This window comes from Promicromonospora thailandica, from assembly GCF_024171955.1.
Lineage (GTDB): Bacteria > Actinomycetota > Actinomycetes > Actinomycetales > Cellulomonadaceae > Promicromonospora > Promicromonospora thailandica.
The window spans coordinates 369,256-379,559 of record NZ_JAMTCS010000004.1 but is presented as its reverse complement, the minus strand read 5'-3'; the positions used below and the strand labels follow the sequence as shown (position 1 = coordinate 379,559).

3 protein-coding genes are annotated in these 10,304 nt (G+C 66.9%); 1 reads left to right on the top strand and 2 read right to left on the bottom strand.

What is annotated here, in order from left to right; translation table 11 throughout:
- Window positions 1-576 precede the first annotated feature (576 nt).
- Entirely contained in the window at window positions 577-1,914 is a 1,338-nt protein-coding gene (locus tag APR03_RS08835; protein WP_253834750.1) for a helix-turn-helix domain-containing protein, read from the bottom strand.
- Window positions 1,915-2,265: 351 nt separating this feature from the next.
- Window positions 2,266-3,717, bottom strand: a complete 1,452-nt coding sequence (locus APR03_RS08830; RefSeq protein ID WP_253834749.1) for a DUF8370 family protein — start codon at window positions 3,715-3,717, stop codon at window positions 2,266-2,268.
- Between the two features lie 846 nt (window positions 3,718-4,563).
- On the opposite strand from APR03_RS08830, the gene mobF reads away from it, so the two are divergent.
- Window positions 4,564-9,855: a MobF family relaxase gene (gene mobF, locus APR03_RS08825; RefSeq protein ID WP_253834748.1), complete on the top strand. Its 5,292-nt coding sequence runs from the start codon at window positions 4,564-4,566 to the stop codon at window positions 9,853-9,855.
- Window positions 9,856-10,304 lie beyond the last annotated feature (449 nt).

Sequence of the window (10,304 nt, the reverse complement as noted above, 5' to 3'; positions counted from 1 at the left end):
CTCATCACTCAGATCATGCCGCCCCGCAACATCCACCACGACCCCGCAGCATGCCGAAACCCCAGGTCAGACGCCACTTCTGAAACAGGCCCTAGCGGCCCTCGCCTCAGCGCGTACGAGGCGGATCCGATCTTGGATCTGTGCCTGCTTGTCGACGAGGTACTTGCTCTCCACCAACGGCTCGTGCGCCATGCGGATCACTCGTCCGGTCCGCCAGTCGACCACGTCCACCGCAACGTCGTCCTCGTACACAGCGTTGAGCCTGGTGGTGTAGCCTCGGCGTGTTCCTGCTTCTGGCGGCGTTCCACGGCCCACAACATCGGACTGAAGCTGCCCCGCCCGATCAGGAGCACGGACATCAGGAACAAGACGAGCGCCACGTACAAATAGGGCAAGTCATTCGGCGTGATCCCGACTGTCGACAGCCCGACGCCGACGATCAAGATGCCGAATGATGCAAAGCACACGGCTATGAGGACCGCACCCACAAGTCCCCACGCATGTGCAGTGGGTCCAGGCAGAATTCGTCGTTGAATGTCCGGATGCCACTGCTGTGCCATAGGGATGAGTCGTCACCTAACGTGCGATGAGATCGTGGGCGCGGGTCTGGTAGGTGTCCACGGCGTCGATCCCGGCGTGTGGTGCCAGGCGCTGGGCGATCTCGGCGAGGTAGTCACGCGACCGCGCAGAGTTGATCCCTTCAGCGGCCTCAAGAGCCTTGTGCCCGGCTGCGGCCGCCTCTTCGACGTTGCCGTCTTGAGCATGCGCGCGGGCCACCAGCGCAAGGTTGAACATCCGACCTCGGGCGTACCGCGCGTCCATGTCCAGGGAGCGCTCCGCGAAACGCACGGCAAGGTCGCCACGGCCCAGGGCAGTGAACGTTTGCCCGAACCTCGCCGCGAGATACGCCTCGTCGAAGTAGCCCAGCCATTGCGGGTCGGTGGCACGCTCGGCCTGGTCGAACAGGCGCTCAGCGCGGTCCAACGACGACGCTGTCGCAGAGGCTGAACCGTTTACGGCGTGGCCCTGAGCTTCCAGCACTGCCGCCTCGGCCGCGATCGCCCCGACGCCCGCCTCGGCTGCCGCACGCCCTGCCGCCCGAGCCAGATCGATCGCCTCCTCACCGGAGCGGAGGTACGCGGCCTGATGGCTCATCGCAGCCAAGATCTCCGCTCCGAGCGGGCGGTCCTCGGCAGCGCCGGCAAGATGAAGGGCCTGAACCATGTACCGCTGCGCCAGGGCGTGTCGCCCGACGTCATAGGTCGCCCACCCGGCCAACTGAGTCGCTTCGGCCGCCGCAGAGAGCAGAGCAGCTCCCGTGCGGGTGTCGTACTGGCCTTGGAGGAGCTCAGCCACGTCGTGGTGCAGGAACCTGACGACTCTCTCGCGGACGTACCCACCGCCGTATTGGTTGTCGACCGTGCGGAACGCGCCCAGCATCTGCCGGATCATCTCGACATCCGGCATGCCCACAACGCGCACCCCAGCCCTGCCAGGACCGGGCGTAGAGGGGGCGGTGAGCCATCGCAGCGCGGGAGCGAGGAAAGTCGCGGGGTCGAACGTGACAGCGGTCAGGAAGTCCTGGCGCTCAAGATCGGACCGCCACAGCTGAAGAGCGCCGCCGAATCCCTCCTCGACCGGCGCAGTTGAGCCGGGCGCACTGTCGTGCGGTGACATGGACGCTTGACCCGCTGTTCGGACCATCGCGCTGAGGCGGCCACCAGCGTCAAGCGCTTCATCCAAGAGCGCCGCCACCGCGGGGCTCGGGCGCTTCTGTCCGTGCTCAAGGTCCCAGATGTGCCCATGAGAGCAGTGCACACGCTCGCCCAGGCCACGCAGTGACCAGTTGCGCTGCGACCGCAGTTCATTCAGGAGCGCCCCGAACCCGGGATCGACAACGACGTGCTGACCCATGGGAGTCCCCCTGCTCGACGTGGTGCAACGAGGCTACCGGCCGGATGAGCGGTACGTCAGCAGTGAGGACGTGCCTCAAGAACACGGATGGGCGGCCCGGGTAACCGTGCTGGATCCGACGGCTTCGGAACGGTTCACTCGCCGTACATCGCCCACCAGTCTGCGAATGGCACCGAGTGCGCCAAGGCTGTCCCTTGGGAGGCGACGTACTCCGGGCCGTGGTCATCCGGCAGCACACCGGCCCCGATGAACTTGCCGTCGCTGGCCTCGCGAACGACCCGGCCGGCGCAGCAGAGCTGCGCCTTGAGTCAGTCCTGAAAGTCCTGACGTCACCATCAATGGCGTGGCGGGTTAGGCAATCAGGTCTTGGAACCGCTCCCGTAGCAAGGGAAATTCCGCCCGCTTTTCGGGTAGGTATCCACGTGTCTCTTCGGCGTGGTCGACGAGCAGTTCAAGGTCGCTGTCGTCCAACACGATTATGTAGCCACGTTCGTCTTTCGCTGTGTCCCTGCATCGCTCGAGAAACAGAGCCTTGTCTTCAAAGCTCCTGCAGACGAGTAGGCCAAACTGTCCACGTGCTGGTGCAAATCTGCTGGAGATCTGATCTAGCTCGGCATTCGCCAGATCGTTCGCGTAGTTTTTGCACTCGACGACAACTGTGGCTGCCTTGTAATGGCGACCCAGCCAGTGAAAAAATCCGAAGCCAGCAGTGTTGTCGTACTGGATGTCGAGCCGCTTGCGCCCTCTGTGGACCTTGGCTTCGAGGACCTGATTTCCAAGCGAAGCGTCGAATAGCGCTTTGAGCAATTCAGCTATGGCCCTATGGTAAGAAGTCGCCCCTGGTCGGCCGGGGCTGATTGCTTTCACTGAATCTAGGAGTTCACGAAAGTCAACCTTTTCGGCACCGAGATCGTCCTCAAAGTCCTCGTGGTCGAGCGGCGGGTTGGACTTTGCTGTGGCATTCTTTCGATAGGAATCGATGGCCCCTGGCCACCGTTGCGTGTGCTTCACTATGCCTGACTTGCTTTGATCGACCAGCTTGTCGAGCTCGGTTAGCTGAACTTTTCTGGTGCCGTTCTTGAGTGTCCTGATGAGCTCAGAGGTCGGGCTGGAAAGCTCAATCTGCTCAAAGTATGGGCGGATATAACCTCGGTAGTATCTTCCCTTGTCTGTGAGCGGCCGAATTCGTACGATCGAGCGTGGGACCAGCAAGAGCTTATCGGAATCAGCGCGCGGAAGTTTCGCATCGATTTCTACCCATGACTTCGTTCGATCGTCCCAGACGTGTCCTGCGTGTTGCTGATAGGTTGGGATGTCATAGAACTTGCAAACGTTCTGAGTGTACGTGATGAGTGGGCCGCGAATGATGTTCGTCGTAATGTCACTAATGATGTCACGGCCCACGCCCTCCACGAACAGGGTTGTCTCATCTAGATCTTGAAGAAGACCAGATTTTCCGGCGACGTTATCGGCGAGGGCGTCGACAAGTTCCTGGCTCTTCTTGCCACTGCCGAGCCCGCGACCTCTTGATTCGCCGCCGCTCATCCCAAGGTGTGTCTCGTTGGGCTCGCCGAGATGTAATACGAGGCTCTCTATGCGGCTCTTGTTGCTGGACTTAATCGCCTTCAATAGTTCTTCGAAAAACGATTGAATAAGCGCCTGGCACGTTTCGGCCCATGCTCCTTGCTGTAGGCGAATTGCTTTGGGATCAACGAATACCGGAACATCGCCTTGGACGTCCACGTCAACGAAATCGAGACTTGCCTGTGTAACGCCGAGCTGGAATTTCTCTGAAACCCGCATTTGGCACCCCGAAAGATCTGAATTTGGTCAGGGGGTACAACTTTGGCACGCTTTGTCCACTTTGCGGAAGGAGGGAGGGGGGTGAACCTGCTCGGGAACGGTCGGGCAGTCGAAGTCGATGTGAATGCATGATTTCCTACTTGCTTCGAACCTCCAGGTGCCGCTGTTGAGGGTCGAGTTGCTGCTGCGCGCTGAGCGAGATCCTGGACGTTGATTGGCCTTCCATCGGCTGAACTCCATGAGGTCCGGATAGCTTGCTGGGCGAGTGGGTTGGTGCGGACGTGCTCGGGTGCGAGTTCCTCGGCGTCCAAGAGAGCTGAGGAGGCTTTACCAACCTGGCAGCGCTGCGTGTAAGCGGCAGCCATGTCTAGCAGGAGTCTCGATCCTCGCTGGACACAACGGTCGGACGAAACCACCCAGCCTCGAACGAATGCCGAAACCGCCCCTGGGATGTCCGCCTCGACATGCGCCCACGATGAAGAAGAGCACCGACAGATTTCGCGGATACCCAGTCCAGGGCTCGTTCGCTACCTGAGCCGCCCATCCCTGTCGGGGATGCGCGGGCTCTTGGCATGCCAGAAATCAGGGGGACTCCATCGCATCCTTCGGGCACCAGATAGCACCGACACGGCTGGCTTGGCGCGACGGCGACGCACAAGCACGCGACGACGGACAGGCACGCGGCTGACATGACATCGCGGATGTGCGGCTTGGGCAGCCGAGCGGCGGACGGCGGGTCCCGCGGACCGCCCGACGAAGGCCACACACCTAATGCACAACGCTGTGAGCGGCCCCGAGTCAACTCTGAGTTGACCCGCTCCAGCCCTGCCGGGAGGGGTGGGGGACATGATGACGGTCCACGTGCTCAGCGCCGGTGGCGGGTACACGTATCTCACCCAGCAGGTCGCCTCGGGTGACGTCCCGCGTGAGCGGGGCATGTCGTTGACGGACTACTACATGCAGCACGGCAACCCGCCCGGCCAGTGGGTCGGTTCGGGGTTGGAGCAGCTCGGGGTGTCCGGGCAGGTGGCCGAGAAGCAGATGCAGTCCCTGTACGGCAAGGGCCGCCACCCGGACGCGGACCGGCTGGAGGTCGAGGCCCTGGCCCGCGGTATGTCGAAACGCGACGCGGAGCGAGAAGGCGCGCTGGGTCGAGCGTTCCCCGAGTTCAAGACCCGCCCCGACGACGGGTACAAGCAGGCCCTCGAGACCGCGTTCGCAGCATTCGCGGCGGAGCACGATCGTCCACCGGAGGCGGGGATCGAGCGGGACCTGATCCGGTGGACCGTCGCGCGCACCCTGGCGCAGCAGGAGAGGAACGACAAGGGTTCCGGCACGGTCACGGACGCCGACGTCGCGCAGTGGCTGGCCGAGCGCGGGCAGCAGCCACGCCGCGCGGTAGCGGGGTACGACCTCGTCTTCACGCCGTCCAAGAGCATCTCGGTTCTGTGGGGTCTGGGCGGTCCGGCCACGCGGGAGGCGATCACCCAGGCGCACACCCAGGCGTGGCGGGACACGCTGGCGTGGATCGAGGCCGAGGGCGCGCTCACCCGGGCCGGCGTGGGTGGTGTGCGGCAGATCGATACCCATGGCCTGACGGCGGTGGCGTTCGATCACCTGGACTCCCGTACCGGGGACCCGAATCTGCACACTCATGTCGCGGTCTCCACGAAGGTCCGTGGCGTGGACGGCGGGTGGCGGGCCCTGGACGGACGCGTCCTGCTCGGCCTCAAGGTCGCGGCCTCGGAGCGGTACAACACCCGGATCGAGCAGCTCCTGGTCGAGCGCCTCGGGGTCGTGTTCCACACCGAGACGCGAGGCAGGGGCAAGCAAGGTGTGCGGGAGATAGTCGGAATTCCGAAGCAGCTGCGGGACGCGTTCTCGCGGCGCCGGGCGGCGATCAAACAGTCGCACGAGACTCTCCGCGCGCAGTATCGGGCGAAGTACGGGCATGAGCCGGGTACGAAGGTGGCGTACTCGTTGGCGCAGCAGGCCAACCTCGACACCCGGCAAGCCAAGGGCACTCCGGTCGGGCTACGCGACCGGCTCCCGCAGTGGGCCGGTGTCGCCGCCACCGTCCTAGGCAGCCGGGCGGCAGTGGCCCGGATGCTCGTCACCGCGCTGCACCCGCAGTCCGGGACCGGGCGGGTCGTGGTCGACGAGCCGAAAGACCTGTGGCCTGCTGTCGCTCAGGACCTTGTCGGAAGCGGGACCACCCGGTGGACGTTCCAGGACGTCACCGACGCCATGGAGCGCCTCGCCGCAGCGTGGCCACGCGCGCAGGTCTTCCGGCAGCTGCGGTGGCGCACACCCACCGGCCGCCAGGCCGTGCTCGCGGGGCTGGCGGAGCAGGTGCTGGCGAACGGTGACCTGGTCGACGCCTGCCTGCGGCACGTGGCGGACAAGCGCGCGACGTGGACGACCTACCACCTACAGGCTGAAGCCACCCGCCTCGCCAGGGAACACGCCCCCACGGGAACCGACCTGCTCGCGCTGGCCGCGACGATCGCCGGACACGCCGTGGCCGACAGCCTCCAGATCACGCCGCCGGACCCGAACGAGCCGCCCGATGTGATGCGCCGCAAGGACGGCGAGTCGGTGTACTTCGTGCACGGCTCGACCCGGTACACCTCCCTGGCGGTCCTGGAAGCCGAGGACCAGCTCCTTGCCGCTGCCCGCACTGCCGGTGGGTTGATGATTGGGCCGACCATGGTGGACCGCGCCATCGAGCGGGTGAGGGCCGAGACCGGTCGGGTACTGAACCCGGGGCAGCGGGAGCTGGTGAGGCACTTCGCGACCAGCACCGTCCTGGCGGCGGGGATCGGCCCGGCCGGAACAGGTAAGACGACCGCGATGCGTGCCCTGGCCGCCGCCGTCCAGGACGGGAGCGGCAAGCTCATCGCGCTCGCGCCGTCCGCCGCCGCAGCGGAAGTCCTCGGCGCCGACCTCGGCGACCCCGACATCCCCGCAGAGACACTGGACATGTTCCTTCTGGCCGCCCAGGGCGCGGGCGGGCAACGTCTCCGGGAACGTCTCACGGTCGAAAAAGGCACCGTGGTGCTGGTGGACGAGGCCAGCCTGGCGGGTACCCTCGCCCTCGCCCAGGTCCTGGCCATCACCCGAAAAGCTGGGGGCAGCGTCCGGCTGCTCGGGGACCCCGCCCAGCTCGGCGCCGTCGCGGCCGGCGGTGCGCTCCGGCTGATAGCAGAGCAGGCGGGCGCGGCCGAACTGACGCAAATCCACCGGTTCACCACCACCGGTGAAGCCGAGGCCTCCCTCCAGCTCCGCGACGGTGACCACCGCGGGCTGGACTTCTACGTCACGCGGCACCGCACCCTGGGCGGATCGGCCGCGCAGCTGGCGGAGGAGATGTTCGCGAACTGGCAGACCGACTCCGACCACGACTGCAAGACGATCATGATCGCCGCGACCAATGATCTGGTCACCGATCTGTCTGCCCGCGCTCGCCTGCACCGTGTCGCCCGCGGCGAGGTCGAGGAAGACGGTGTGGTCCTCCGCGATGACAACCGCGCGGGCATCGGCGACGTCGTCGTGACCCGGCTGAACAACCGGCACCTGCACGCCGAGCACGACGAAGGCGACGTCGATTGGGGTCGGGACTGGGTGAAGAACGGTGACCTGTGGCATGTCATCGCCCGCGGCCGCGACGGTGCACTGCAGGCCCGACACCTGGACACCGGCGCGACCGTGGTGCTCCCGGCCGACTACGTCGCCGCGCATGTCGAGCTCGGATACGCCGCGACGATCCACCGGGTGCAGGGAATGACTGTGGACACCAGCCACGCGATGGTCGGGGTCGGTATGACCCGCAACGAGCTCTACACCGCCATCACTCGCGGACGGGACTCCAACCGGGTCTACGTCGAAACCGACGACGCCCTGGACCTGGACCCGCACCGCCAGCCGGACCTGGAGCGGGCGGTCCTGAACGCGCTCAAGGGTGTTCTGGACCGTGACGGCGAGGAGAAGTCCGCCTCGCGGGTGATCGAGGAGGAGTGGGATTACGCGCACTCCCTGGCCCGCCTGGTCCCGGAGTACGAGGATGTCTACCTCGCGTTTCTCGAACCCGACCGCACCGCCCGCCTGGCCGAAGCCGTCCGTGCTGTGCTGCCCGAACGGATAGCGGAACCTGTCCTGGCCGACGAGGCATGGCCGGCGCTGGCCAAGCGGCTGTCCCAGCACGAGGCCGCCGGGGCCGACGTCCGGAGCGTGCTGGACCGTGCGAGCGGGCAGGGGTTCCAGGGCGCGCGGTCGATCGCGAAGGTCCTGCACCACCGCATCGGCCACCCCCACCCCCACACCTGCGACCGGCGGGGTCTGCCGGTCTGGATCACCACCGCCCCCGACACCACCCAGAACCTCCTCCTCTGGCGCCACGCGACGAACCAGCCCACCACGCCCCAACACCAGGAGGTGGACACGGCGAGCTCGGCGTCGACGGGCCAGGCGCAGGTGGGTGCCGACGCAGCTACCGGGACGGCCGGGTCGACGACGCCCGCCGATCCGGCCGAGCGCGCCCTGGTCGTGGAGATCACCCAGCATGCCTGGGCCTGGTGGACCCGGCAGAACGCCACCCAGCCCTGGGCCACCCAGTACATGACCAGCCGCGCACTCGCCGACGCCGAATGGGGCACCGCGCCGGCGTCCTGGACCGGGCTGACCGACCACCTCCGAACCCTCGGCTACACGCCCGATCAGCTCGTCCCTGCTGGGGTCGCCACCCGGACCCGAGACGGGCGTCTGATCGACAAGTTCCGCAACCGGATCGTGTTCCCCTACCGCGACCAGACCGGCACCGTCGTCGGCGTCACCGGGCGCATCAACCCCGACGAGGCCACCACGGGGCAGGGGCGGGTGCTGAAGTACCTCAACAGCCCCGAGACCGCCGCCTACCGTAAGGGCGAGCTCCTGTACGGGCTGGTCCCCGACGTGGTCGCCCGGCTGGCGGCCGGGGCGCGACCGGTCCTGGTCGAGGGTCCCACCGACCACGCCGCCCTCCACCTCGCCGCCGCCCGCCTCGCCGAGCAGACCGGGATGAAGATCGCGCCCGTCGCCGCCGGTGGTACCGGCGTCACCCAGCAGCACCTCCAGGCCCTGCGGGAAGCGACCGGGCGGGACCTGACCGACCTGATCATCGCTCTGGACCCCGACACCGCCGGCCGCACCGCCGCCGCTCGCATCTGGGAGGCCCTCACCCCCCACGAGGCCGCCCATGCCCATGCGCTGGACCTACCTGCCGACGCCGCCCAGGTCGCACTCGAGGACCCCGATACGCTCGCCGCCGCGCTGGCTGCGCCGGTGCCGTTGGCGTGGTTCGCGATGGAACCCAACCTCCAGTACATCAGGTCCCTGGACCACCCCGAACGGCAGACCACCTTCCTACGCGCCCTCGTCGACCACCTCTACGACAAGGTCGATCTCACCCAGTGGCCGGCCCTGGTCGACCACGTCGCCCGGACCGTCGGGGACTCCCCGGGCGCGGCAACCCACCTGCGGCTCGACGTCGCCGCGGTGTGGGACGTCTTGGGCAACCACCTTGCCGAGAAGATCCTGGCCGGGGCACGGGCTGACGTCGGCCCCGACACCGACCTCATGGGCAAGACCCGCGACGTAGCCGAGGCAGGGCGGGCGCAGGTGGTCACCGACCCGCTCGTGCGGGCCTGGCTGGTACGGCACGCAGACCTCATCGCCACCCGCCTGGACACCCTCGTCCAGCAGGCCCAGACCGACCCGCAACTGTGGATGGAGACCATTACTCCACCGCCCCCGCCCGGCCCCGCTCACGACACCTGGACCACGGCGATGCGGCACGTGCTGGCCTACCGCGACCGCTACCAGATCACCGACCCCACCAGCCCGCTCGGCTCCGGCAAACACGAGGGTGAACGCGGCGACGCGCACGCCATCGCCACGCGAGCACTGGAAGCCATCGCCGCCACCAGCGGCACCGAGAACCGGACGGCAGCCCGGTCCGGGCCGCGGCCGATGGAACGCGTCCCGGTGGTCCTCGCCGACCTGCGTGCTCACGCCGAACGTACACGCCGTGAGGCCGACGAACGCGCTCGGCGCGACCACTCCGAGCGGGAACGCGAGCGCGCGACCGGACGGACCTGGTAGTCATGCCCGGCGCGGCGGGCGTATCCACCTCGCGGCTCGATACCGAGCCTTCACAGAGGGCCTCGAAGATGGCACTCGACCAGACGAGCGCGACGTCAGTGCGCCCTGCGAGAGATGTCGGCCCGGTCGGGTACGCCGATTACTGTCATCTGCCATCCGTCGGGGACCGCGGAGTGCGACATCACCATCGGCGACCGCGCATGAAATCGGCCGTGCGCGGTCGGTGCGGGAGCGAAGCTCGGGCTCGGTCGGGTCAGGCTCGTTTAGTGACGATCTCCCACTCGGACTGCGGGGTGGAGCGGTGCACGACGATTGGGGCAGGTCCACCCCAGAAGGCATGTAGCTGTCCCGCTGCGTGGACCGCGACGAGGTCGAAGCGGCCTTCGCGCAGTACAACCGCATGCTGGACCGCCTCGACCTGCGTGACGCCACCCCGACCGTCGAACTGT

What these genes read in the sequence shown, in the direction of transcription:
- APR03_RS08835 (WP_253834750.1), bottom strand. Translation starts at nt 1,914, where the DNA reads ATGGGTCAGCACGTCGTTGTCGATCCCGGGTTCGGGGCGCTCCTGAAT.
- APR03_RS08830 (WP_253834749.1), bottom strand. Translation starts at nt 3,717, where the DNA reads ATGCGGGTTTCAGAGAAATTCCAGCTCGGCGTTACACAGGCAAGTCTC.
- mobF (WP_253834748.1), top strand. Translation starts at nt 4,564, where the DNA reads ATGATGACGGTCCACGTGCTCAGCGCCGGTGGCGGGTACACGTATCTC.